Source organism: Sphingomonas echinoides (genome assembly GCF_029623395.1).
In the GTDB taxonomy this organism is placed as follows: Bacteria; Pseudomonadota; Alphaproteobacteria; order Sphingomonadales; family Sphingomonadaceae; genus Sphingomonas; species Sphingomonas echinoides_A.
Window position 1 is genome coordinate 81,038 of record NZ_JAPYKK010000012.1, and the last position, 21,811, is coordinate 102,848.

21 protein-coding genes are annotated in these 21,811 nt (G+C 65.4%); 13 read left to right on the forward strand and 8 right to left on the reverse strand.

Annotated features, from left to right (window positions below):
• Positions 1–22: 22 nt before the first annotated feature.
• Positions 23–433 (reverse strand): DUF2147 domain-containing protein, encoded by a 411-nt coding sequence (locus QBJ92_RS09555; RefSeq protein WP_277969456.1) that lies wholly within the window; start codon positions 431–433, stop codon positions 23–25.
• A 386-nt stretch (positions 434–819) separates the two neighbouring features.
• Between QBJ92_RS09555 and QBJ92_RS09560 the strand changes: the two genes are divergently transcribed.
• Complete coding sequence (locus QBJ92_RS09560) at positions 820–1,242, forward strand: MerR family transcriptional regulator (protein WP_277969457.1); 423 nt, start codon at positions 820–822, stop codon at positions 1,240–1,242.
• Here QBJ92_RS09560 and QBJ92_RS09565 read toward each other — a convergent pair.
• Positions 1,232–2,143 carry a cytochrome c gene (locus tag QBJ92_RS09565; RefSeq protein ID WP_277969458.1) on the reverse strand — a complete coding sequence of 304 codons (912 nt, stop codon included), beginning with the start codon at positions 2,141–2,143 and terminating at the stop codon, positions 1,232–1,234. The genes QBJ92_RS09560 and QBJ92_RS09565 overlap by 11 nt on opposite strands.
• Before the next feature lie 175 nt (positions 2,144–2,318).
• Here QBJ92_RS09565 and QBJ92_RS09570 point away from each other — a divergent pair, with 175 nt between their 5' ends.
• Genes QBJ92_RS09570 through dinB form a run of 4 tightly spaced genes read left to right on the forward strand, consistent with a single transcriptional unit; the run spans position 2,319 to position 6,530 of the window.
• Positions 2,319–3,506, forward strand: coding sequence for an 8-amino-7-oxononanoate synthase (locus tag QBJ92_RS09570; protein ID WP_277969486.1), 1,188 nt, complete (start codon positions 2,319–2,321; stop codon positions 3,504–3,506).
• The gene (bioD, locus tag QBJ92_RS09575) at positions 3,503–4,144 is read left to right on the forward strand and encodes a dethiobiotin synthase (RefSeq protein ID WP_277969459.1); all 642 of its coding nucleotides are present in this window, start codon (positions 3,503–3,505) and stop codon (positions 4,142–4,144) included. The genes QBJ92_RS09570 and bioD overlap by 4 nt, the downstream gene beginning before the upstream one ends.
• Positions 4,141–5,397 (forward strand): adenosylmethionine--8-amino-7-oxononanoate transaminase, encoded by a 1,257-nt coding sequence (locus QBJ92_RS09580; RefSeq protein WP_277969460.1) that lies wholly within the window; start codon positions 4,141–4,143, stop codon positions 5,395–5,397. Before bioD ends, QBJ92_RS09580 begins: the two co-directional genes overlap by 4 nt.
• A gap of 47 nt (positions 5,398–5,444) precedes the next feature.
• On the forward strand, positions 5,445–6,530 hold the full coding sequence (gene dinB, locus QBJ92_RS09585) for a DNA polymerase IV (protein WP_277969461.1): 1,086 nt from the start codon (positions 5,445–5,447) through the stop codon (positions 6,528–6,530).
• A 7-nt stretch (positions 6,531–6,537) separates the two neighbouring features.
• Here dinB and QBJ92_RS09590 read toward each other — a convergent pair whose 3' ends face one another.
• A complete protein-coding gene (locus QBJ92_RS09590; protein ID WP_277969462.1) occupies positions 6,538–7,086 on the reverse strand; it encodes a hypothetical protein in 549 nt (182 codons plus the stop codon).
• 286 nt (positions 7,087–7,372) lie between these two features.
• Here QBJ92_RS09590 and QBJ92_RS09595 point away from each other — a divergent pair, with 286 nt between their 5' ends.
• Positions 7,373–8,086, forward strand: a complete 714-nt coding sequence (locus tag QBJ92_RS09595) for a PEPxxWA-CTERM sorting domain-containing protein (RefSeq protein ID WP_277969463.1) — start codon at positions 7,373–7,375, stop codon at positions 8,084–8,086.
• Between the two features lie 42 nt (positions 8,087–8,128).
• Here the strand turns inward: QBJ92_RS09595 and QBJ92_RS09600 are convergent, their stop codons facing one another.
• From QBJ92_RS09600 to QBJ92_RS09610, 3 genes are all read right to left on the reverse strand, one after another.
• Positions 8,129–8,671, reverse strand: a complete 543-nt coding sequence (locus QBJ92_RS09600) for a retropepsin-like aspartic protease family protein (RefSeq protein ID WP_277969464.1) — start codon at positions 8,669–8,671, stop codon at positions 8,129–8,131.
• Positions 8,672–8,730: 59 nt separating this feature from the next.
• A complete protein-coding gene (locus QBJ92_RS09605) occupies positions 8,731–9,639 on the reverse strand; it encodes a hypothetical protein (protein ID WP_277969465.1) in 909 nt (302 codons plus the stop codon).
• 443 nt (positions 9,640–10,082) lie between these two features.
• Positions 10,083–12,431 (reverse strand): FdhF/YdeP family oxidoreductase, encoded by a 2,349-nt coding sequence (locus tag QBJ92_RS09610; protein ID WP_277969466.1) that lies wholly within the window; start codon positions 12,429–12,431, stop codon positions 10,083–10,085.
• Positions 12,432–12,593: 162 nt separating this feature from the next.
• Between QBJ92_RS09610 and fdhD the strand changes: the two genes are divergently transcribed.
• Together fdhD and mobA are read left to right on the forward strand one after the other, a co-directional pair.
• Entirely contained in the window at positions 12,594–13,415 is an 822-nt protein-coding gene (gene fdhD, locus QBJ92_RS09615; protein WP_277969467.1) for a formate dehydrogenase accessory sulfurtransferase FdhD, read from the forward strand.
• Positions 13,412–13,951, forward strand: a complete 540-nt coding sequence (gene mobA / locus QBJ92_RS09620) for a molybdenum cofactor guanylyltransferase (protein WP_277969468.1) — start codon at positions 13,412–13,414, stop codon at positions 13,949–13,951. The genes fdhD and mobA overlap by 4 nt, the downstream gene beginning before the upstream one ends.
• 9 nt (positions 13,952–13,960) lie before the next feature.
• Here the strand turns inward: mobA and QBJ92_RS09625 are convergent, their stop codons facing one another.
• Positions 13,961–15,178 carry a molybdopterin-binding protein gene (locus QBJ92_RS09625; RefSeq protein ID WP_277969469.1) on the reverse strand — a complete coding sequence of 406 codons (1,218 nt, stop codon included), beginning with the start codon at positions 15,176–15,178 and terminating at the stop codon, positions 13,961–13,963.
• Between the two features lie 449 nt (positions 15,179–15,627).
• Here QBJ92_RS09625 and QBJ92_RS09630 point away from each other — a divergent pair, with 449 nt between their 5' ends.
• The 5 genes from QBJ92_RS09630 (at position 15,628) to QBJ92_RS09650 (ending at position 20,080) form a co-directional block, all read left to right on the forward strand.
• On the forward strand, positions 15,628–17,019 hold the full coding sequence (locus tag QBJ92_RS09630; protein WP_277969470.1) for a sugar transferase: 1,392 nt from the start codon (positions 15,628–15,630) through the stop codon (positions 17,017–17,019).
• 158 nt (positions 17,020–17,177) lie between these two features.
• The gene (locus QBJ92_RS09635) at positions 17,178–17,417 is read left to right on the forward strand and encodes an XrtV sorting system accessory protein (RefSeq protein WP_277969487.1); all 240 of its coding nucleotides are present in this window, start codon (positions 17,178–17,180) and stop codon (positions 17,415–17,417) included.
• 138 nt (positions 17,418–17,555) lie between these two features.
• Positions 17,556–18,446 carry an exosortase V gene (gene xrtV / locus QBJ92_RS09640; RefSeq protein ID WP_277969471.1) on the forward strand — a complete coding sequence of 297 codons (891 nt, stop codon included), beginning with the start codon at positions 17,556–17,558 and terminating at the stop codon, positions 18,444–18,446.
• A complete protein-coding gene (epsI, locus tag QBJ92_RS09645; RefSeq protein ID WP_277969472.1) occupies positions 18,443–19,159 on the forward strand; it encodes an exosortase-associated protein EpsI, V-type in 717 nt (238 codons plus the stop codon). The genes xrtV and epsI overlap by 4 nt, the downstream gene beginning before the upstream one ends.
• Positions 19,160–19,213: 54 nt before the next feature.
• Positions 19,214–20,080, forward strand: coding sequence for a SurA N-terminal domain-containing protein (locus tag QBJ92_RS09650; RefSeq protein WP_277969473.1), 867 nt, complete (start codon positions 19,214–19,216; stop codon positions 20,078–20,080).
• A gap of 84 nt (positions 20,081–20,164) precedes the next feature.
• On the opposite strand, the gene QBJ92_RS09655 is transcribed toward QBJ92_RS09650, so the two are convergent.
• Positions 20,165–21,649, reverse strand: coding sequence for a tetratricopeptide repeat protein (locus QBJ92_RS09655; protein WP_277969474.1), 1,485 nt, complete (start codon positions 21,647–21,649; stop codon positions 20,165–20,167).
• Positions 21,650–21,811 lie beyond the last annotated feature (162 nt).

The following is a 21,811-nucleotide window of genomic DNA, read 5'->3' on the forward strand; positions in this document are numbered from 1 at the left end:
TGGTAAGCGGAGGAGGAAAGCGTCAGCGCACGCGCGTCCAGGTCTGTGTCTTGCACAGCGGGAAGAAGACGCAGCCGCGCAATTTCAACTGGTTGGCACCGACAGGCGTGATCTTGCCATTGTAGGTCTTGCCGTCGTCGGCGTTGTAGACCTGACCGTTGCTCCACACGCCATCGGTGTCGGGCTTGAAGCCGGTCAGGAACAGCATCCCTTCGATCGGGCGGCTGCGCAGGGCGGCGTTGGAATTTCTGCTGTCCTTCATGCCGGGATTCGCGCGGAGCGCATCCGACGTCACGATCCGCCCACAGATCGACGCGCCGCAGCGCGCGATTTCGACGATGGCATTGTGGGTTTCGGTCTTCCAGCGACCGATCACGGTATCGGTGGCAACCGGTGCACCGGCAAGCAGTGCGCTGATGATCAGCAGAGACATCCTCGATCCTCTCCAACCTGCCCGTCGACCCGCTGGGGCACGGACGTTTCGGTATGGACGCCACATCTGTGCGGTCGTCCGTCGTCGTTCGGCCCCCGTCTTATGCGCGAGCCCGATGCCGTATACGGCATGTCCGACGTCGCCTATAAGGATGAGCAGCAGCGTCAAGCATTCTTGCATCGAGAAAGCGCGATGCTGCGTGAAACGTGACACTTGGGCAACGCCTTAGGTGACGTTCCGGACGGTTCCGCGATCCGACCGAAACATGGCGTTTCCCTTATCGTCGCAAATCCGCGACACTCACGCCCAAGACGCGCGGCACGCCGCCTTGCCCTTCCGGGGCGGGTGCGCGCCCTCATCCCTCGACGCGTCATTGGAGGAGCGGATTGGAAGACCGGCAAGAGCTGACGGGAATCAACGCGGTCGCGCGGATGCTCGACATCACGCCACGGACGTTGCGCTTCTACGAAGACCGCGGGCTCATCACGCCCGGACGAGTCGGTGCGATCCGCGTCTATACCAAGCGCGAGATCGCGCGGATGCAATTGATCCTGCGCGGCAAGCGTCTCGGCTTCACGCTGGCGGACATCACCGAGTTCCTCGACCTGTATGATGCCGACCCGCAGCATGTGGAACAGATGCGCGCGCTGGCGGAACGCTGTCGGGAACGGATCGACCGGCTCGATGCGCAACGCGACGCCATTGCGGAAACGCTCGGCGAGCTGGAGAAGATCGAAGCGCAAGCGCTCGACCGGATCGCCAAGGCGTCGCGCGGTGTGCCCCCCGGTCTGCGGGCTGTTACCGGGTGACCGCATGCGACGTCGGCTTGTGTCCAACGCCACCGTCGCGGTTTGTAAAATAGGTCGCAATCGCCGCAACATCGGCAGGGGGTAGTTTGGCAAGGCTGCGTGCCACCGCCGCCATCGGCCCAGCGGGCGCGCGGTGACGCGGGCTGGTCCCACCCGACAGATACGTCACCAAATCCTCGTGCGACCACGCCGCCGCACCCCGAGCCGGGGGGAGCGCAGGTGCGGTCCAGCCGTCGCTCCGCCCGCCCGTATAAGCCAGCGCCGTCTTCTCCGCGCCAAGGATGTCGCGCGGGGTATGGCATCCACCGCAATGCGCCACCGCTTCGGACAGATAGGCACCGCGGTTCCATTCTGCGCTGCGTTCGGGGTCGGGAACGAAGCGACCGGGCCGGAAGGACACCCCTTTCCACCCCGCCTGCAGCGCGCGGACGTTGAGCGGGAACGGGATCGTCGAACTTTCCTCCCGCGCAAAGACCGGGGTCCGCGTCATGAAATAGGCGTAAAGCGCGGCGACGTCGCCGTCCGCGAGCTTGCTGAAATGGCCATAGGGGAAAACCGGAAACAAATGCGCGCCGTCCCGCCGGACACCCTGGCGCATCGCGCGATCGAACGCCTGTTCGGACCAGTTGCCGATCCCGGTCTTCGGGTCCGGCGTGATGTTGGTGGCGTAGACCGTTCCCACAGCAGTTTTCATCGCATAACCGCCCGCATAGGGCTGACGACCGCGGACGGTATGACAGCGCGCGCAATTCCCGGCACTGGCAAGAACCGCGCCTTTGGCAACCAGCGCCGGAGCGAAGCGGGTGGCATCCGGCCGGGGAATCCTGGCGATCGACGGGCGCCATGCGAACACCCCAAAACCCACCGTACCGAGCGCCGCGATTCCGATCACAAAAATCATGACACGTCTCAGCATATTAGCCACGGTCCCATCGATACGCCCTTCGTGGTGGCATGCGGTGCGCCTTGCATCTACCTGCGACGGAGGAACGTCCAGCGTTAGATGCTCCCCGCGTTCGAAGCGCAGCGGGAAGATCGCGGATAGTGCGGCAGAAGGGTTTCGACGGTTGACGACAATGGACTGGAATATCGAGCAAAACCGTGACGCTACCGAAAGCGGTTCGCGTGAGAGCGCTACGCCGTCCGTGTGGGCGGCGCACCAGCAGGACCTTGGCGCAATCGAACGGCAAGCCCGCCTTCGCCGGCTCCAGCCGCGCAGCGGAACCGATTTCTCCTCGAACGACTATCTCGCGCTGTCGGGATCCGCTCGGTTGCGCGACTCGGTCGCCGCCGCCTTGGCGCGTGGCGTTCCAATCGGTTCGGGCGGATCGCGGCTGCTGCGCGGCAACGACCCCGAGCATGAAGCGCTGGAGACCGAGGCGGCGGCGTTCTTCGGCAGCGAAACCGCATTGTTCTTCGCGAGCGGCTACGCCGCCAATACGGCGCTGCTCGCGACTTTGCCGCAACGGGGCGATCTGGTCGTCCACGACGCTTTGGTCCACGCGAGCGCGCACGAAGGCATGCGGCTGGGTCGCGCCGAAACCCGTGCGGCGACACATAACGATGCGGACGCGGTCGACACGGTGATCACGCAGTGGCGCGCGACCGGCGCGACGGGGCGCGCATGGATTGCGGTCGAGAGCCTGTACAGCATGGACGGTGATCGTGCGCCGCTCGACGATCTGCTCGCGGTCGCGACGCGGCATGACGCGATGCTGCTGATCGACGAAGCGCATGCGACCGGTGTGTTCGGGCCGGACGGACGCGGTCTGGCGGCGGCGCTGGAGGGACGCGAGACGGTCATCACGTTGCGGACGTGCGGCAAGGCGCTCGGCAGCGAAGGCGCGTTGCTGTGCGGCCCGGCGGTGGCGCGCGATTTCCTCGTCAACCGCGCGCGCGGCTTCATCTTCTCGACCGCGCCCTCACCGCTGATGGCGAGCGCGGTGCGAGAGGGGCTACGGATCCTGGCCGACGAACCCGCGCGGCGGTCGCGGCTGGCGGCGTTGATCGCGCATGCCGAACGCGTGCTTGCGCCGTGCGGCGTGACGCCGACCGGATCGCAGATCCTGCCGCTGCTGATCGGCGACGACGCCGCGACGATGCGCGTGGCGGCGGCGGTCCAGGCGGCGGGGTTCGACATTCGCGGGATTCGCCCGCCGACCGTCCCGGCGGGCACCGCGCGGCTGCGGATTTCGCTGACGCTCAACGTGGACGAGGCCGCGATCGACCGCCTCGCCGAAACCTTGCGGGAGATCCTGCCATGACCACCACCACCCTCGCCCCCACCGTCATCGTCACCGGGACCGACACCGACGTCGGCAAGACCGTCTTCGCCGCCGCGCTCGCGGGGGCCATGCGCGCGCACTATTGGAAGCCGGTGCAGGCCGGGCTCGATCCCCGGAGCGACGCCGACAGCGTCGCGGCCTTGTCCGGCTTGCCCGTGTCGCACATCCTGCCCGAAGCGTATCGCCTCGCCACCCCATGCTCGCCACACCGCGCGGCGGCGATCGACGGGGTGACGATCGAGCTCGACCGGCTCGCGCTCCCCGCAGTGACCGGGCCACTGGTCGTCGAGGGCGCGGGCGGGGTGCTGGTACCGATCACCCCCGATCTGCTGTTCGCGGACCTGTTCGCGCACTGGGCCCGCCCCGTGGTGCTGGTCGCACGCACCGGGCTGGGGACGATCAACCACAGCCTGTTGTCGATCGAGGCGCTGCGTGCGCGAGGCGTGCCGATCCTGGGCGTTGCGTTCATCGGCGATTCCGAACCCGACAGCGAAGCGACGATCGCCCGAATCGGCAAAGTCACCCGGCTGGGCCGCTTGCCCCGGCTCCAAACGCTCGACACGACGACGCTCGCCGCCGCGTTCGCCGACCATTTCGACCTGGCGGCATTCCGATGAGCGTCTCGCCGATCTGGCACCCGTTCACGCAGCACGGGCTGGGCGAGCCGATCCCGCGCGTCACCCATGCCGAAGGCGCGATCCTGCACACCGCGGATGGGCGGCGGATCGTCGACGCGATCTCATCCTGGTGGGTGACGACGCACGGGCATTGCCACCCGCGCATCATGGCCGCGATCGCCGAGCAGGCGCAGCGGCTCGACCAGATCATCTTCGCCGGCTGGACGCATGACCCCGCGGAAACGCTCGCGCGCGGACTGATGGCGTTGCTGCCGCCAGCGCTGACGCGCGTGTTCTTCTCGGACTCGGGCTCGACCAGCGTCGAGGTCGCGCTCAAGATGGCGCTGGGCTATTGGGCCAATCGCGGCGCGCCGCGCGACCGGATCCTCGTGCTCGAACACAGCTATCACGGCGATACGATCGGCGCGATGTCGGTCGGCGCGCGCGGGGTGTTCAACCAGGCCTATGGCGCGTTGCTGTTCGACGTGGGGACGATCCCCTTCCCCGCCGCGGGGCACGAACAGGCCACATTGGATGCGCTAGAGGCAGCCTGTCGGCAGCAGCCCGCCGCGTTCATCGTCGAGCCGCTGGTGCTCGGCGCGGGCGGGATGCTGTTCTATCCCGCATGGGTGCTCGCCGAAATGCGCGCGATCTGCGCGCGACACGACGTGCTGTTCATCGCGGACGAAGTGATGACCGGATGGGGCCGCACGGGCACGCTGCTGGCGTGCGAACAGGCGGGCGTCGTGCCGGACATCCTGTGCCTGTCGAAGGGCTTGACCGGCGGCGCGGTCCCGCTCGCCGTGACGCTCGCGACCGACGCGATCTACGACGCGCATTTCTCGACCGACCGATCGAAGATGTTCTTCCATTCGTCGAGCTACACCGCCAACCCGATCGCCTGTGCGGCAGCAAACGCGAACCTCGCGATATGGCGGGACGAGCCTGTCCGCGCGCGGATCGCCGATCTCGCGGCGCGACAGGCACGCCACCTCGCCGCGCTCTCCGGTCACCGCAACATTCGCGGCGCGCGGACGCTGGGGACGATCACCGCGGTCGATCTGGTCGATCCGGCGGGCGGCGGGTATCTGTCCTCGCTCGGTCCCGCGCTGCTCAAGCGGTTCCGCGACGCGGACCTGCTGCTGCGTCCGTTGGGGAACACGGTCTATGTCATGCCGCCCTACAGCATCACGGATGCGGACCTCGACCGGGTCCACGCCGCTATCGGCACTGCGGCGGACGCGCTCGGGTGATGCGCTAAAGCGTTCCCCTTCCGTTCGTTTTGTCCTAACAGGCGCGGATGGAGCCGCCGCCCCGCAAGATCATCCATGTCGACATGGACGCGTTCTTCGCCTCGGTCGAACAGCGCGACGACCCGTCGCTCCGCGGCAAGCCGATCGCGGTCGGCCATGCCGCGGCGCGCGGCGTCGTGGCGGCGGCGAGTTACGAGGCGCGGGTGTTCGGCGTGCGGTCGGCGCTCCCGTCGGTGACCGCGCTGCGGCGCTGCCCCGATCTGGTGTTCGTGCCGCCACGGTTCGACGTTTACAAACAGGTCTCGCGGCAAATCCAGGCAATTTTCCGGGAGTATACGCCGCTCGTCCAGCCGCTGTCGCTCGACGAGGCGTATCTCGATGTCACCGCCAACGTGCAGGGCCTGCCGACCGCCTGGGCGACCGCAAAGGCGATCCGCGCGCGAATCTTCGAGGAGACCGGGCTGACCGCGTCGGCGGGCATCTCGTACAACAAGTTCCTGGCGAAGCTGGCCTCCGACCAGCGCAAGCCCAATGGCCAGTTTGCCGTCACGCCCGACATGGGCGCGGCGTGGGTCGAGACGTTACCAGTCGCGCGCTTCCACGGAGTCGGCCCCGTCACCGCGAAGAAGATGCAGGCCCTGGGCATCACCACCGGGGCCGATTTGCGCGCGAAGCCGATCGCCTTCCTGCGCGCGCATTTCGGTAATGCCGCCGACTGGTACCACGCGATCGCACGCGGCGAGGATCATCGCCCGGTCGATCCGGACCGGATCCGCAAATCGTCGGGCTCGGAGACGACGTTCAACCGCGACCTGCTCGACCCGGTCGAGATCGAAGCCGGGGTGCGGCAGATGGCGGAAGACGTGTGGGGCTGGTGCGACAAGGCGCAGGCGTTCGGCCGGACGGTGACGGTGAAGGTCAAATACACCGATTTCCAGCAGATCACGCGCAGCCGCACTTATCCCGGCCCGATCGACACCGCCGAGAAACTGCACACGGCCAGCACCGACCTGATCCGGTCGGTCCTCCCACCGGCCAAGGGCATCCGGCTGGTCGGCGTGACCGTGTCGACTTTCGATTCGCTTGCCGACGGCCCCGTCGCGCTGCCGTTGTTCGGCGACGACGCGACTTGAGCGCGGCTTAGAACAGCCAGTTGCTCCATTGCCCGACCGCGACCCAATCCCGATCGCGGCGCTTGAACGCGTAGGTCGTTCCCCAATGCTCGATATTGATCGTCACGAACCCTAGGTCGTCCATCCACACCGGATCCGAAACGGCGTATTTCAGATAGCATTTGCGCGACAGCCGGACGAACGGCCACCAGCGCGCATCGACGCGCGGGTTGTCGAAGCCACCGGGAAAATCGACCGTCCTGGTGTGCCCCCTGCGTGACTGCACCATGGCGGCATTGTTGAGCTGCTGCTGCTCGAGGAAACCGAGCGCGGGGGTGGTGTTGGTGGGGTCGGGGATGTGCGAGGGCTTATCGACGATCGTGTCCTGATAGATCTGCCGCGTCGTCAGCGCCTCACTCGACCGCAGCGGCACGACGTGATGCCACGCCAGCGGGCGTCGCGACGGCGCCGGGGCGACCGCCATGGTCGCGAAGATCGCCAGCGGCTTTCCGTTCGTGCGATTGTCGACGCAAATCACGTTGCCATCGTTGGTCAGGATCTTGAGCGTTGCTCGCACGAGCTTTTGCGAATCATCATACGGTGGTTTGGGCGCGCCCCCGCATCCCCCCAAACTCAATACGGTAGCGGCAGCGACGCTGAGGAGGATCGGGCCGCGAACGGTCCCATGCGGTCGAATCACGAGCAAGCCACCGAAAGGTTCATTTCCCACCCCGTTTTGTCTGTCTACCCAACGGCATGCTTGGGCACCGAGCGTGCCTTACCCTAAATGAAACCCGTCCCACAGCGGGAATCACCATGATGAAACAGGTCGCAATTTTGCTAGACGATGCTATAGATCCGTGATGGCTGAGCAAGTATCCGAATTGAACCGCGGCGAAAACACGGCCCGCACCGTTACGGTCGGCGCGCTGAGCGTAGTATTCCTGATTGCTGCCGCAGCACCGCAGAATACACGTGCAGTCTTCATCACCGATGGCGGCCTGCCCAAGGCCTTCACCGCGACCGTTGATTCGGATGGTCCCGCACGCCGTGCCAGTTATCTGTCGGGTCTGGCTGGACCGCGCGGTCCCGCGGCCACGCGGAGCGGCAATCCGCCGGCCGATCGCGGCACGCGCCGCGCCGAATATCCAGGTGTAGCGTTCGCGCGCGGCCTTCCCCCCGTATCGCCCGCTGGAGGCACGGTCGCCGACCCCAACGCCATCCCGTTTGTACAGGATGTCGTTGCGGATGTCGCAACCGGAAGCCCCGCGCCCGAAGGAGCAGGACAACCGTTCTCCCCCGTGATTGCGCAGGCCGTCACCGGCGCGCCCGGATTCGTTGCAAGCCCTGGCGGCGGCACACCCGGAACCGGCGGCACCGGCGGTACACCAGGAACGGGCGGTACGCCCGGCACGGGCGGAACGGGCAATCCAAACACGGGAACGAACAATCCCACCCCCGTATCCGCAGTTCCAGAGCCGTCGACGTGGCTGTATCTGCTCGGCGGGTTCCTGATGATCGGCGGCGCTCTGCGGCGTCGGCGTAGTGGCCCCTTGTCCGTCGCAAGATCGCGCTAAAGCCGGAACCGGCCCGCGCCGCGCGATCGCCCGTTCGGAACTTCAGTTCAGTTCTAGCGCGTTGCCGGATATGGTGACCGGCCCCAGCTGCGACAGAAGGTCCTGACCGAGCAGCGAGACCTTCAACCCGCGCCGCACGACCGCTGCATCGACATCCGTAATGCGATGTCCGGCAATCGCGACGTGATCGAGTGTGATACGATCGATCGCCGAAGGCCCAGCGGCGGTTTCCATCATCGTATGTCGCGCCGGTCCGCCAAACGCCGCGCCGACGCGGGTCGCGTCTGCCGGCGTCAGGACGACCATGGTCGCGCCGGTATCCAGCAGGAAGCGTACCGCAACTCCGTTGACCCGCGCGGTGACGTAGAACAATCCATCGCGCGATCGGCGGAAGCGCCGTTGCAGTGGCGGGGCCGCATCATCGTCTTGCGCACTCGCGGCGGGGACCGCGGCACGCGCGACATCGCTCAGCGGGACCACCGCTCGCGCCTGCACGACGGGCGCGTGCGCGGTAAACGACAGGCCAGCAAACGCCAGCAAGCCGAAGACGCCGGGGAGCGCAAGGATGGGCTTGAGCAAGAACACACGGTCTCAATGCCCGAATGAGCCTAAACAGCCGGTGCGCGGACGTGGTTAGTGTTTCGTTAAGCTTCCGCGACCTCCACCGTCGCGGTCCGTTCCCGTCGGATCAGGCGGCGGCGCCGGAACCACTGGGCAAGCGCGGCAATACCGATCAGTAGCCCCGCCACGCCGAATTCGGCAATCCACACGATATACGGCCAGCGCATCGTCGCCGCCGAGCGGAACAGCACATAGTGCGTCGGGACGACGTGATAGCCTGCATAACGGTACAGCCGGTACAACTCCCCCGGCAGACCATCGGCGACCAGGATCCCCTGACGCGCGCTCACTGCCGCGGCCTGTGCGGATCCGTCGGTCGGCGACAATTCGATGAAATACCGGATGTCCGACGGATCGGCGCCCGGATCGGTCATCGGCGCGAAACGGACATTACGACGTGCCAGCCACAGATCCTCGTCGAACGCCGATGTCCGGGTGTAGACGATCGTGCCGTGCAGCTCGGTCAGGCCCTGCGTGGGAACCATCGGGATCGTGGTACTCGCGGTAATCCGCTGCATCGGCCCTTGCGCGCTGGGGAGCATCACCATCATGATGAGCGCGATCACCGCTGCGATAAGGCACCCGGCGGCCGTGAGCAGCAGGATGTTCAGAAAGATCGTCGAATCATGGATCGCCCGCGCGAGATGGTTCTGCGCGGCAACGGCTTCGGCGTTCAGGTTTGTCGCGCGAACCGCCTTCCGCCGCCGACGAGTGAACAGGAACGGCAACGGGGCCAGGAGCAGGATGAAGATCAGGAACGTCAGCAGCGGATGATACACGCCGAATTCGTTGAACTGCCATTCGGCGAGCAACGCAACCACGCCGCGATACGTCCCCGACTGCCAGGTAAAGAACCCGACCACGAGGACGATCCACAGCGCCAGCAGCACGTGCGACGGATTTTCCCGCACCGATTTCAGCCGTACGCGCATCCTAGATCCTTCTCATATCGCGAACGCTTCACGATCAGTCCATAATGCGGCGGACGACTGTGTCAAAACGGGATTGTCGCAATATGCGGCATCCGTCGAGAGACGATCACGTCCCCGGAAAGGACAGACGGAGAGTGTCACGGTTCGAAGGGTTTCCGACAAAAGGCGCGTAATCTTCCCGCCCTCCTAAATCATGGCATTGCTCATTCTAGATCCTTCTCGACGCAATACCACCTTTAGAGCATTAGAAATTGCGGCCGCTCGCACCTCCTTCTCCAGAACAGCCAACACCGTCTTAATATTTCATCAACTTTTCGTCGGCCCGCTGGCCTGGGCGGCGGATCGATTTGGGGCTGTCCACCCCTTGAGTCGGCAGCCTGCTGACGAAATCCGCTTGATTTCACGAACTGCGCCGTGCCGTCGACCGGCACGGCGCGGCACGATCACGCCTTGGCCGCATCGACATCCGCGACGATTCGGACGGGCACGGACTTGCTCGCGGGTGTCTTGGACAATTCGTCGTGGTGGCTCATCGGCACCAGCACGTTGCATTCGGGATAATAGCCCGCCAGCGTCCCACGCGGGATCTTGTACGCGGTCAGCGTGAGACCGCCGAGCTGCCGATCCTGCCCATCGTCCACGTCGGTGATCAGCCGGATCTTCTGACCGTCGCTCAATCCGGCTTCGGCGATATCCTCCGGGTTCATCAGCAGGACGTCGCGTGTCCCCTCGATTCCGCGGAAGCGGTCGGAATAGCCGTAGATCGTCGTGTTGAACTGATCGTTCGAGCGCAGGGTGATCAGGCGGAAACGCCCGGGCGCATCCTGGAAGCCGATCGCGTTGAGTTCGCCCGGCGTGGTGAACACCGCCTTGCCCGATTCGGTCTTCCACACTCGCTCATGCGCCGCATTGCCGCGATAGAACCCGCCCGCTTCATACATCCGCTGGTTGTACGCGCGGAAATCGTCCGGGTAGGTCTGCTCGATCAAATCCCGCACCAGCCCGTAATCCGCGGTCCACGCGTCCCATTTCAGATGCTCGCTCGGCGCCAGTGTCGCCTTGGCGATGCCGGTGACGATCGCCAGTTCGCTCATCACCTTGTCCGAGACAGGCGTACGATGCCCGATCGACCCGCTGATCATCGAGAAGCTGTCCTCGGTCGTGATGGTCTGCGGACCGCTCGCCTGCTCATCTTCCTCGAACCGACCGAGGCACGGCAGGATGTACGCGAGCTTGCCCGGAAACAGATGGCTGCGGTTGAGCTTGGTCGACACCATCACCGTCAGGTCCTGCGACGCCCAGGCTTGCTCCATCCGCTTCTGATCGGGCACCGCGCGGACCAGATTGCCACCGAGCGAGATGAACGCGCGGACCTTGCCCTCGAACAGCGCCTCGCTCGCCTCGACGATGTTCATGCCATCCTCGGCTGGCGGGTCGAAGTGGAACAGCGCCTTGAGCTTGTCGACCGGGACCAGGTGAACCTTCTCGGCGATCCCGACGGTGCGTTGCCCCTGGACGTTGCTGTGCCCGCGCACCGGGCAGCACCCTGCCCCCGGCCGCCCGATATTCCCCCGCAACAGCAGCAAATTGACGAGCATCGCCACGTTGGTCGCACCGTGCGCGTGCTGGGTCAGCCCCATGCCATAGACGCCGATGACGTTCTTGGCGGCAATATAGACCTGCGCAGCATCGCGGAGCGCCGCTTCGCTCAGCCCGCTTTCCTGCTCGATCTCGGACCAGGCGACCGCACGGCAGCGGTCGAGGAACGTATCGAAGCCGGTGGTGTGCTGCGCGATGAACGCGTGATCGATGACGTGCGCGGCACCGGCGGCCTTGGCGGCATCGTCCGCCTCGACCACGACCTTGCACATGCCGAGCATCGCCGCGATGTCGCCGCCCGCCTTCAACTGATGGTATTGATCGGAGATTTGGGTCTCCTTGCCGGTCAGCATGGCAGCAGGACTCTGTGGATCGACGAACGACACCAGCCCCTGCTCGACGATCGGATTGAACGTCACGATCTTCGCGCCGCGGTCCTTCGCGTCCTTGAGCGGATGGAGAAAGCGCGGGCTGTTGGTCCCCGGATTCTGCCCGAAGAAGAAGAACGCGTCGGCCTGCTCCAGATCGTCCCACACGATCGTCCCGACCGGCGAACCGATCACCTTGGTGAGCCCGACCGACGTCGTTTCGTGGCACATGTTCGAGCTTTGCGGCAGGTTGTTGGTGCCATAGGCTCGCGCCAGCAATGCGTAGAGATACGATGCCTCCAGCCCGGCATGGCCCGAGGCGTAGAACACCGCGCTGTCCGGATCGAGCGGCTTGAGCACCCCAGCGATCCCGGCAAACGCCTCCTCCCACGTCGTCTCGACATAGCGGTCGGTTTCGGCATCGTAGCGAAGCGGATGCGTCAACCGCCCGGTCATCTCCAGATCATGGTCGCGCCACGACCGCAACTCGGTGACGCTATGACCCGGCTTGGTCCAGAACGCCGGACCACACCGCGCGCTGGTCGATTCCCACAAAGTCGCCTTCGCGCCGTTTTCGCAGAATTCGAACGCGGAATAATTGGCGGGCTTGGGCCAGGCGCACGACGCGCACATGACGCCTTTCGGCTTGTTGAGCTTGCCCAGCGACGCGAGCGATGCGGGGTTCGACCATGTTTCCCCGAACACGCTGGCGATCCCGCGCAGCGACCCCCAACCGCCGGCCGGACCCGGCGAATGCGGCAGATCGTCGGGAAGATCGGCAATCTGCGAAGGTGTGTGGGACATCTTGTGGTCGGACATGGTCATTCCCATCGCTCGCGGCCCGATCGCGCGACGGGCCAAGTGTAGCATGATGCCAGCGAAGCGAGTGGCGAACGACTTCGGTTCCGAACGAAGCCGACGCTTTTTCCGGGCGTTGCAAATTTCCGCGATGCTTCCACCGACGCGGGCCGTGCGTTACGTCGGGCGATGCCCGAGACTATCGCAACCCGCGCCGCCGCACCCCTCCTCGAGACGCTATCCCCGGACGGCGAGCGCACCCGCTCCCGACGCGGAATTGCCGAGGAAGTCGCGGTGGCGATCGAGCTGGATGGCGTTGGGTTCGCGGTGATGATGGCGACGCCGCATGATCTGGAGGATTTCGTCGTCGGGCTGCTGCTTGCGGAGGGCGAGATTGCCGCAGCGGACGACCTGTCGAGCATCGATGTCGCAGCGCTAGATATCGGCGTGATCGTGCGGGTCGACCGCGTGCGGCCGGACCCGGTGTCGGTGATGGAACGGATGCGCCCGCGCACCACCGATTCCGCCTGCGGGCTGTGTGGGCGCGACAGCCTCGACCGTGCGCTCGCGCCATTGCCGCACGTCACCGCGCGAAGCCTGGCGGACGCGGCGGCGCTCTTCGCGGCGGCTTCGGCGTTGCGCGATCACCAGCCGCTCAATCGGGAGACGGGCGCAGTCCACGCCGCCGCGCTCGCGGGAGCCGACGGGGCGATCCTGCTGGTGCGGGAGGATGTCGGCCGGCACAATGCGTTCGACAAATTGATCGGTGCGATGGCGCGGGACGGGATCGGCTGGGACGGCGGGTTCGCGCTGCTCAGTTCGCGCTGTTCGTTCGAACTGGTGGACAAGGCAGTGCGCGCGGATTGTCCGCTGCTCGCGACGATCTCGGCGCCCACCGCGCTGGCGCTCGACCGTGCGGCGGCGGCGGGGCTGACGCTCGCCACGCTGGTGCGATCCGATACGCTGACGCTGCAACTCTGCCCCGCCTCCGCGCCCGGACTGGTCGCATGACGGTGCTGGGCGCGGTGCTGGCAGGCGGGGAATCCCGCCGCTTCGGCAGCGACAAGCTCGCCGCGCGCCTGGGCGACCGCACGCTGCTCGATCATGCGATCGCGTGGCTGACGGCGCGGACGGACGCGGTCGTCGTTTGCGGACGCAGCGTCTCGGATGTCCCGAGCCTGGCCGATCGCCCCGCCCCCGGGCTTGGCCCGCTCGGTGGCCTTGCGGCGGCGTTGCATCATGCCCAGCGGCATGGCCATTCGGCAGTGCTGTCGATTCCGGGCGACACGCCTGCACTGCCGGCGGACCTGTTCGAACGGCTCACGGCGATCGGCGCGCCGGTGTTCGTCCGTGGATGTCCGGTGATCGGGCTATGGCCCTCGTCCTGCGCCGATGCCCTCATCGCGCGACTGTCGGGCGCGGACGATCGATCGATGCGTGGCTGGGCGCGGACGATGGCCGCGCAGGCGCTGGCGCTGGAAGACCCGATCCCGAACGTCAATTTCCAGGGCGATCTCACCGCCTTGCGCGGCGCCACCAGCGGATAGGATCCGCGCTCAGAACCGCAGGCACGGCACCGATGCGCCGACCGGCAGCGCGCGTCCATGCGCCGGGCGCGCGACGAGTCGATCGGCGGACGCCAGCATCATCTGCCCCAGTGCGTCTGAGCCCCGATCCAGCACACGGACGCCCCCCGCTTCTGCCGTGGCGCACAGAAACGCCTCGCGCGCCCCGGTCGACACAACCGGCGCAAGCAGCGGCATCGGCTCCCACGCGAGGGCTGCCGCCGGGTCCTCGCCCGCCAGCCGAAGGAGCAACGGCGCAAGCAGCAACCGCGCAACCGTCATCGCGGCGGTCGGGTTGCCGGGCAGCGCGAGCAGGTGCGTTTCGCCGATCCGCCCGTACCACGTCGGTCGGCCCGGACGAATCGCCAGGCCATCGAACCCGAGCTTGAGCCCGAGCGGCCCAAGCGCGTCCTTGGTCGCATCGCGCGCGCCGTGCGCCGCGCCGCCGACCAGCACGATCACGTCGGCGCGATCGCGCATTGCCGATACCGCCGTGAGAAACACCTCCGAATCGTCACCGATTCGCACGGAATCGCCCGGACGCCCGCCCCAAACCGCAGCAAATGACAGCAGCGCCTGACCCAAAACGTCGGGAGTTGTGTCGCGCGACGCCGCGGCATCGCCCGGTGCGACCAGCCCCGCCCCGCGGACCAGCACGCCGACGCGGGGCCTGCGTCGGACCACCACCGTCGCAACGTCCGCCGCCGCAGCGGCGACCAGCGCGCGTGGACCAATCCTGCACCCCGCCGCCAGCGCAATCGCCCCAGACCGCAGATCCGACCCCCGCGCCCGTATGCCCGACCGTTCGAGCGCTGCACTATCCGATTCGACCCAACCGTCCGTGACGATGGCGCGTTCGATCGGAAGAACGCACATGGCCCCTCCGGGCAACGGTGCACCAGTAGCCACGCGCATCGCCTCGCCGCCGGACAGCACAGTGGTGGACGTATCGACGATCTCCCACCGCAGTGGCGCGCCAAGGACGGGATCGGCGCCCAGGGCATAGCCATCCATCGCTGCCGCATCGCGGCGCGGGATATCGATTCGTGCCCGAATCGGCTCGGCAAGACTGCATCCGTCGGCATGCGCAAGCGGGCGGACTTCGACGCCCAACGCAACCGCCGCAGTCACCATACCATTGGATGTCTCGGCCAAGGTGGCACGGACGTGGGGAGCGCGAAGCAGTGCTGAAAAAACGGGGGGCGGCATAGCGTTATCTTACCCCGAAACCCATCCTTCCGCGAGCGGAGTGACGGGCACCGACCTTTTCTTGGCGGACGGTTCACCTGCTATTAACAGGATTTGGTCATGATTACCGGACATTACAGGGGATGCCGATCATTCATGATCGATCGCCCCCAGATGAAGGATTTCGCGCATGCAATATCTGTACGGGTAAGATACATGGTTTGACGTACGGGGCATGTTGCTCTCCGTTCGCGTGAGAGCGTTAACCGATCGCCCCTAGCGACAGACCCCCGGACTGCAGTCTCTGCATTCCTTCAACAACGCTGTTGATGTTACGCAACCGACCGATTAATCGATGCGTCCGCCTGTCCTGAGGGTTTGTGCGTGGCGCGAAAGAAGTCCCGCGGGAACAAGCAGTTCGCGGGTTTTCCCTGTTCCACGCCTTGCTTGCACCGGAGTCTGCCAGAGACATGCTGCAGAAAGCAGACGGCGAAACTGAATTCCAACGCCTACATGCCGGGGCGACACCCATATCCAAACAGACGCGTCGGTTCCAACTGTACGTGTTGCTGGCGGTGTTCGACGTCGTCGCGATCCTGCTCGGCTTCCTGATCGCGGGATTGCTGCGGTCGGAGCCGACGTTCGGCGAGAACGGCCTGCGGCTGGCGATCCTCGTCACGCCGATCTACGGTCTCGTCGCGCTCAACGGCAACGCCTATGGCTATCACGTCCTGCTCAACTGGAAGCGCGGGATGGCGAAGGCCGTCGGCGCGTTGATCTTCGCGATGGCGGCGGTGTTGTTCGTCGCCTTCTTCTCGCGGGCGTCGCTCGAATTTTCGCGGCTGGTGTTCGCGACCGGCGCGTTCCTGGCGATCGTCCTGCTCGGGATCGGACGCTACAGCTTCAACAGCGTCGTCAAGCACACGCTCGGTTCGGTGATGCGCACCGAACTCATCATCGTGGACAATTGCGATCTACCGCCGCTGGGCGACGCGTGGGTGATCGACGCGGCCGCTTACGGCCTGCGCCCCAATTTGCGCGACCCCAACATGCTCGATCGTCTCGGCACCGCCGTGCGCGGCGCGGATTTCGTGCTGGTGTGCTGCGCCATCGAGGATCGCGCGGCATGGTCGCTGTTGCTCAAGGGGACAGACGTCCAGGGATTCGTGCTTGCGCCCGAGTTCGACGAGGCGGGCGCCAACCGGATCATGCGGTACGAGGGCCAGAGCGTCATGCAGGTCGCCTCCGGCCCGCTCGACGTCCGCAATCGCGCGATCAAGCGTATCATGGATCTTGCCGTCACGGTCCCCGCGATCATTGCGCTGTCGCCGCTGCTGCTGACCGTCGCCTTGGCGATCAAGCTCGACAGCAAGGGACCGATCCTGTTCCGACAGCAGCGGCTCGGCCGGTCCAACCGGTTGTTCTCGGTGTTCAAGTTCCGCTCGATGCACGTCGCGGATTGCGACGCCGACGGCAACCGCTCGATCACGCGGAACGACCGCCGGGTGACCCGCGTCGGCGCGCTGATCCGCGCGGTCAGCATCGACGAACTGCCGCAGTTGTTCAACGTGCTGCGTGGCGAGATGAGCCTCGTCGGTCCACGCCCGCACGCGCTTGGGTCGCTTGCCGGTGAGCAGCGTTTCTGGGAAGTCGACCAACGCTACTGGCACCGGCATGCGCTCAAGCCCGGGATCACCGGGCTCGCGCAGGTCCGCGGCCTGCGCGGCGAGACACGCGAACGCGACGATCTCGTCAAACGGTTGCAGGCGGACCTTGAATATCTCAACGACTGGACGCTCGGACGCGACATTGCGATCATGCTCGCGACGTTCCGGGTGATCGTCCACGACAAGGCCTATTGACGCCGGATTCCCGGCGTCGGCCGCTACCGCGATCGACTGTAAAATTGCCGATGTCTTCATCACGGTTATGAGGCTATTTACCTGTAGCGCCGTAACTAGACGAATTGGCAGATATCCGCCCTGTGCCGGCGACGACATGGGGATTGGGAGGGAAACACTTGGAAACGCCTTACGACTGGATGACGCTGGCCATTTTTGCCGGACTTATCATTCTTTTCTTGCAACGTTCTACCGCGGAGACGCCGAGCGACAAGATGATCCACTACGCCCCCCCGGCGATCGGCTGCGCGGTGGCAAATTACCTCGGCAATCATGAGCAGCATGCGCTGGCGGTCATCGCGATCGTCGCGATCCTTGCCTATATCTGGTATGTTCTCAAACCCTTGCAGCGCACGTGAGCGTTGCTCGGTAATGTGCCGGAGGGTCCTCCGTCGCATGTCCGGGCATCATAACGATTGCTTGTCCTATCTGCCCCCATTCGGTGTTCCCGATTCGGGTCGATCCTTCCCAAATTGCTCTCGCCGAGGCACCGCGTGATGTTGACCACAACCGCTCCCCCCGACATCACGACGCGGCTCCGTTCCTGGACGCCGGCGATGGTGTTCCTGATCCTCGCTGCGCTCGCGTTCACCATTCCGACGATGCTGACGGTGGCACAGGAAAGCTGGAGTACCGAACAGGGCGCGCATGGTCCGCTGGTGATGGCCACCGGGATCTGGCTGGTGCTACGCGAACGGCACCGCATCACGGCGGTGGCGCGACCCGGCAACCTCCTGCTGGCGATAGCGATCCTCGTGCCGCTCCTCGCCCTGTTCATCCTGGCGAGGATCACGTCGATCATCGAGATCGAATCGATCGTCATGTACCTCAGCCTGGTCGCGGTGTTCTACGCGCTGTTCGGCGGCGCGGCGGTCGGTGCGGTCTGGTTTCCGCTGGTCTATCTGCTCTTCGTGTTTCCGCCGCCCGATACGCTGTTCGCGGCGATGACGCAGCCGCTCAAGATCGCCATTTCGGAATGGTCCGTCGATATCCTTTACCTGCTCGGCTATCCCGTCGCAGGGTCGGGGGTGACGATCCAGATCGGGCAATATGAGATGCTGGTCGCGGCGGCCTGTGCCGGCCTCAATTCGCTGATCAGCCTGACCGCGCTGGGCCTGTTCTACACCTATCTTCGTCATAGTTCGAACTGGCGCTACATGCTGTTGTTGGTGGCGTGCATTGTGCCGATCGCGGTGCTTGCCAACCTCGTGCGCGTGCTGATGCTGCTGCTCATCACCTATCACTTCGGCGAGGCCGCCGGTCAGGGCTTCTTCCACGAACTGGCGGGGATGACGATGTTCGTCACCGCGTTGCTGAGCATCTTCGTGATCGATTGGCTCTTCACACCGCTGCGCCAACGTTGGGCACCCGCAGGACACCTCGCATGACCGAATCGATCATCGACGCACCCGGGGCGACGGCTTCGTCCGAGGTCGCCAACTTGCCCCGCCGCCAGATCCTGGCGGGGGCCGCGCTGCTCGCCGCCGCGGGTGCCGCCTTTGCCCTGAAACCCAGAACAGTGCTGCGCACGCTCGGCACCGCCAAACTGGACAAGCTGGTGCCCCACGATTTCGACGGCTGGCATTTCGAAGCGTCGAGCGGGCTGGTGCTGCCCCCGGCCGACCAGTTGCGTGACAAGCTTTACAGCGAGTTGGTGACGCGGGTCTACAAACGCGCCGATGGCAGCACGATGATGATGCTGATCGCCTATGCCGGATCGCAAGATGGCACGATCCAGGTCCACCGCCCCGAGGTCTGCTATCCGGCAAGCGGGTTCCATCTGACCGACATCGAAGATCGCGACGTCACGCTTGCGCCCGGGGTCGACATTCCGACTCGTTTCATCGTTGCGGAAACCGAGTTGCGGACCGAGCAGATGATCTACTGGACTCGCCTGGGCCATCTGTTCCCGCGCAAATGGTCGGAACAGAAGCTCGCCGTGGTCGAGGAAAACCTGCGCGGCATCATTCCGGACGGTGTTCTGGTGCGGATCTCGACGATCGGCGAAGGCAATGCCCGGACGAGCCTCGACCAATTTGCGGCCTCGCTCTACCGCGCCGTCGGCCCGCGGATGAAGTCCGTGCTCGTCGGCCCGGCCTGACGTGGACTACCAGTACAACCGCCTTTTAACGAACCACAAAAGGGTAACAGAATGATGCGCAACAAGACCATGCTGATCACCGGGGCCGGTGCGCTGCTCCTGCTCGTCGGCGGCTGCGACAAGAAGGTCGGCGGCCAGGTGGTCGCCGTCGTCAACGGCGAAGAAGTCACGCAGCAGGAAGTCAACGCCGAGTTGCAGGGCGCCAACATTCCCGCCACCGCCGACCGCAAGGCGATCATGGCGCAGGTCGTTCAGCAGATCGTCGATCGCAAACTGCTGGTCCAGAAGGCCAAGGCGGAAGGTCTCGACAAATCGCCGAGCTATCTCGAACAGCTTCGCCGCGGCGAAGACGCTTTGATCATCAACCTGCTGACGACCAAGGCCGCCAAGGGCGTTTCGCTCCCCGATGCCACTGCCGTCGACAAGTTCATCGCGGATAACCCGACGCTGTTCAGCCAGCGCAAGCGCTACACGCTCGACCAGATCTCGTTCCCGCAGCCGAGCGATCAGGCGGTGCTCCGCCAGCTCGAACCCGCGCATTCGCTCGAAGCGGTCGCGGCCACGCTGTCGGCAGCCGGGATCCGCTTCACGCGCGGCACCAACACGCTCGACACCGCGATGCTGGCTCCGGCCGTCGCGGCCAAGATCGCCGCCCTTCCCGCGGGCGAACCGTTCGTGACTCCGGACAAGGGACAAATCGTGGCAAGCGTGATCACCGCGACCACGCCCGCACCGACCGCAGACGCCCAGGCGCGTCCCGCGGCGCTCGAGTTGTTGCGCCGCCAGTCGCTCGGCAATGCGATGCAGAAGCAGTTGGAAGCCGCGCGTGCGTCCGCGAAGATCACCTATCAGCCCGGTTTCGCGCCGCCCAAGACGCCCGCAGCCGGTGCCACCACCACGGCCCCCGCTACCGCGCCCTGACCCGACCATAATCCGGGCCTTCGCAACGGAGGCTCGGGTTCCTGTGCCGTCTACCCCCGTGACGCAGGCGTCGTTACTCCGCCGTCACCGCGACAGCGGATCGTCGGACAGGTGGAAACTGGCGACGACTGCATCTGCCCGCGGGCTGATCCGCGCGGCGCGCGCCATATCTCGCAGGACGGTCGACGCTGCTTCGCGCTGCCCATTCCGCTCGATTAGCATTTTCGCGAGCCGAGCTGCCGCCCGCGTCGAGTACGGGACCACGCCCAAGGCCTCGCGCAAATTACTCTCGGCAAGATCGGGCTGGTTCTGCTCCAGCAGAATATCGGTCAGCGCCAACCGTGCGGTGATATTGCCGATGTCGTCGGTAACCAACTGCCGGGCATCCGACAACGCGCCCCTGTAGTTCTTCGTTGCCGCACGGAACCGGGCGCGCGCGAGCAAGGCACGCGGCTGCGTGGCGTCTACGTCCAGAATGTCTTCCAACCGCCCCAATGCGTCCTGAACCGCACCGTTCAGTCCGATCGCGAACGCCATGGCGGCCTTGGCGTTGGAGTTGCCAGCGTCCGGGGCGCCCTTCGGGACGGCTGTCCCCAACACGCGCAGTGCCAGGTCGGGTTGCCCGGTCTCGTTGGCGAATTGCGCGAACGTCGCGCGAATCTCGAGCGAATCCTCCTGCCCGCCGAGCAGAATCTGCTTGGTCGACAACGCGTCGCGCCCCTCGTCCAGCCACATCTCGAGGATCTGGGAAGCGAGGGCGATATCCGTCGGATGCTGGCGCAGGAGCGGCATGACGAAGTCGAACGCGCTGTCGGGGCGTTGCGTCTGATACAGCCAATCGGCGTAATCGAGCTGCATCCGGGTATCGGACGGATTGGCGTTGGCCAACCGGGCGAGAGTCCGTTGATACCCGTCGCGATTGCCGTTCGAAAGATACAGATCCCGCAAGAAGACCAGGCGCGAGGTGGGATCACCCATCGTCGCAAGCGATTCCTCGATCAGCTTGGCGGACGCAGCATTATCCCCCTTGTAAGCGAGCGCCTGCCCCTTGAGGATCAACGCGCCGACATCGGTTGGGCTGATGGCGAGCACGCGGTCCGCGAACGCCATCGCCTTTTTCCAGTCTCCGCGTTGCAGCGCGGCGCCCCCTTTCATCGTCAACGGCAAGGAATCGTTGGGATTGATGACGAGCAACTGATCCGCATAGCGATCGACCTTGTCAGGCAAACGAACGGTCAGCCCCAGCTGGCACAATTGCCGAAGCGCTTCGAGATTGCCCTTGTCGAGTTGATAGACGTTTTCGAACGCATTGAACGCGTTACCGAAGTTCTGCGTGGCGAGTGCAATGCGCGCCGACGTCAGCCAATAATCGCTGACATCGTCGCGATTCCTGATCGCCGTATCGATATTGCGTCGCGCCGCAGCGAAGTCTCCTTGCTGCAGTGCGGTATCAGCCAAGGCCGCTGCTTCCGCAGCGCGCGAGTCCTTCGTCGAACACCCGCTCACCCCCCCGACGAGGAGAAGCGACGCGGCAAGCGCCGCTGCGAACCGTGCAGGCAAAGGCTTCATTGCAGGAAATCATCCGATGATGCGTAAGGTTAGGCCACGTCGACCGTGCCGGGGCCGGACGCGCGTTGTCAATGTCTTCATCTGGGATGGCCGATACAGCAATCACCAGTCGCCCTATAAACGCGGCGTTAAGGCTGCTTTCACTAGCGTAGTCTAGTGCAG

Excerpts from the sequence above, each read along its gene's own strand:
- QBJ92_RS09605 (WP_277969465.1), bottom strand. The coding sequence starts at position 9,639 with ATGCGCGTACGGCTGAAATCGGTGCGGGAAAATCCGTCGCACGTGCTG.
- bioD (WP_277969459.1), top strand. The coding sequence starts at position 3,503 with ATGACCACCACCACCCTCGCCCCCACCGTCATCGTCACCGGGACCGAC.
- fdhD (WP_277969467.1), top strand. The coding sequence starts at position 12,594 with ATGCCCGAGACTATCGCAACCCGCGCCGCCGCACCCCTCCTCGAGACG.
- dinB (WP_277969461.1), top strand. The coding sequence starts at position 5,445 with ATGGAGCCGCCGCCCCGCAAGATCATCCATGTCGACATGGACGCGTTC.
- xrtV (WP_277969471.1), top strand. The coding sequence starts at position 17,556 with ATGTTGACCACAACCGCTCCCCCCGACATCACGACGCGGCTCCGTTCC.
- QBJ92_RS09650 (WP_277969473.1), top strand. The coding sequence starts at position 19,214 with ATGCGCAACAAGACCATGCTGATCACCGGGGCCGGTGCGCTGCTCCTG.
- QBJ92_RS09625 (WP_277969469.1), bottom strand. The coding sequence starts at position 15,178 with ATGCCGCCCCCCGTTTTTTCAGCACTGCTTCGCGCTCCCCACGTCCGT.
- QBJ92_RS09610 (WP_277969466.1), bottom strand. The coding sequence starts at position 12,431 with ATGACCATGTCCGACCACAAGATGTCCCACACACCTTCGCAGATTGCC.
- epsI (WP_277969472.1), top strand. The coding sequence starts at position 18,443 with ATGACCGAATCGATCATCGACGCACCCGGGGCGACGGCTTCGTCCGAG.
- QBJ92_RS09570 (WP_277969486.1), top strand. The coding sequence starts at position 2,319 with ATGGACTGGAATATCGAGCAAAACCGTGACGCTACCGAAAGCGGTTCG.
- QBJ92_RS09565 (WP_277969458.1), bottom strand. The coding sequence starts at position 2,143 with ATGATTTTTGTGATCGGAATCGCGGCGCTCGGTACGGTGGGTTTTGGG.
- QBJ92_RS09630 (WP_277969470.1), top strand. The coding sequence starts at position 15,628 with ATGCTGCAGAAAGCAGACGGCGAAACTGAATTCCAACGCCTACATGCC.
- QBJ92_RS09580 (WP_277969460.1), top strand. The coding sequence starts at position 4,141 with ATGAGCGTCTCGCCGATCTGGCACCCGTTCACGCAGCACGGGCTGGGC.
- QBJ92_RS09655 (WP_277969474.1), bottom strand. The coding sequence starts at position 21,649 with ATGAAGCCTTTGCCTGCACGGTTCGCAGCGGCGCTTGCCGCGTCGCTT.
- QBJ92_RS09595 (WP_277969463.1), top strand. The coding sequence starts at position 7,373 with ATGGCTGAGCAAGTATCCGAATTGAACCGCGGCGAAAACACGGCCCGC.
- mobA (WP_277969468.1), top strand. The coding sequence starts at position 13,412 with ATGACGGTGCTGGGCGCGGTGCTGGCAGGCGGGGAATCCCGCCGCTTC.
- QBJ92_RS09555 (WP_277969456.1), bottom strand. The coding sequence starts at position 433 with ATGTCTCTGCTGATCATCAGCGCACTGCTTGCCGGTGCACCGGTTGCC.